The sequence below is a fragment of the Streptomyces capoamus genome (genome assembly GCF_014654935.1).
Taxonomy (GTDB): Bacteria; Actinomycetota; Actinomycetes; order Streptomycetales; family Streptomycetaceae; genus Streptomyces; species Streptomyces capoamus.
Map to the genome: position 1 here is coordinate 117,100 of NZ_BNBF01000014.1, position 1,516 is coordinate 118,615.

Genomic DNA, 1,516 nt, shown 5'->3' on the forward strand with positions numbered 1-1,516 from the left:
CTGGTCACCGCCGACGAGCCGATGCGCCCGGGTACGACCCTGGAGAACCTCCAGAGCCTGAAGACGCCGTTCCGCGTGCACGGCCGGGTCACCGCCGGCAACGCGGCCGGTCTCAACGACGGTGCGACCGCCTCGATCATCGCCTCCGAGGACTTCGCCCGCGAGAACGGCCTGCCGGTCAAGATGCGCCTGGTCTCCTACGCCTTCGCGGGCGTCGAGCCTGAGGTCATGGGCTACGGCCCGATCCCGGCCACGGAGAAGGCCCTCGCCAAGGCGGGCCTGTCCATCTCCGACATCGGCCTGTTCGAGATCAACGAGGCCTTCGCCGTGCAGGTGCTGGCCTTCCTCGACCACTACGGCATCGCCGACGACGACGAGCGCGTCAACCAGTACGGCGGCGCCATCGCCTTCGGCCACCCGCTGGCCTCCTCCGGCGTCCGCCTGATGACGCAGCTGGCCCGCCAGTTCGAGGAGCAGCCGCACGTCCGCTACGGCCTGACCACCATGTGCGTCGGCTTCGGCATGGGCGCGACGGTCGTCTGGGAGAACCCGCACTTCGAGGGGGACAAGTGAGCACCACCGCCGAGCTTCTGCAGCAGGCCTCCGAGCTGTTCCCCGACGAGGTCGTCACCAGCGCACACGTGCGCCACCTCGACCTCCCCGCCGGCGCCGGCCGCTTCGCGCTGATCACGCTGGACAACGGCCTGGACCACACCAAGCCGACCACCTTCGGACCGGCCTCGCTGGCGAACCTGAACGCCGCCGTCGACCAGGTCGAGAAGGAGGCCGCGGACGGCGACATCGTCGGCGTCGGCATCACCGGCAAGCCGTTCATCTTCGCGGTCGGCGCCGACCTCAAGGGCGTCGAGCTGCTGAAGGAGCACGAGCACGCGCTCGCCATCGGCAAGGGCGGCCACGAGGTCTTCAAGCGCCTGGCGAAGCTGGCCGTCCCGACCTTCGCCTACTACAACGGCGCGGCGATGGGCGGCGGCGTCGAGGTAGGCCTGCACTGCACCTACCGGACCGTCTCCAAGGCGATCCCGGCGTTCTCCCTGCCCGAGGTCTTCCTCGGCCTGGTCCCCGGCTGGGGCGGCTGCACGCTGCTGCCGAACCTGATCGGCGCCGACAAGGCCGTCTCGGTCATCATCGAGAACTCGCTGAACCAGAACAAGCAGCTCAAGGGCAAGCAGGTCTTCGACCTCGGCATCGCGGACGCGCTCTTCGAGGGCGCCGACTTCCTGGAGCAGTCGCTGATCTGGACCGCCCAGGTGCTCAAGGGCGAGGTCAAGGTCGAGCGCCCGGTCATCGACCGCGGCGAGGCCTGGGACCAGGCCGTCGCCAAGGGCCGCTTCATCGCGGACTCCAAGGTGCACGGCGCCGCCCCGGCCGCCTACCGCGCGCTGGACATCATCGCCGCCGCCAAGAACGAGGACCTCCAGCAGGGCTTCGACGCCGAGGACCAGGCCCTCGCCGACCTCATCATGGGCGGCGAACTGCGCTCCGGCATCTACGCGTT

Annotated in this window: 2 protein-coding genes; both read left to right on the forward strand. The window is 69.7% G+C overall.

From position 1 onward, the window contains the following. On the forward strand, positions 1–573 hold a 573-nt coding region (locus IE312_RS41290; RefSeq protein WP_229900281.1), incomplete at its 5' end, for a thiolase family protein. After that, a partial coding sequence (locus IE312_RS41295) for an enoyl-CoA hydratase/isomerase family protein (RefSeq protein WP_229900282.1) occupies positions 570–1,516 on the forward strand: 947 nt, incomplete at its 3' end. The genes IE312_RS41290 and IE312_RS41295, both read left to right, overlap by 4 nt.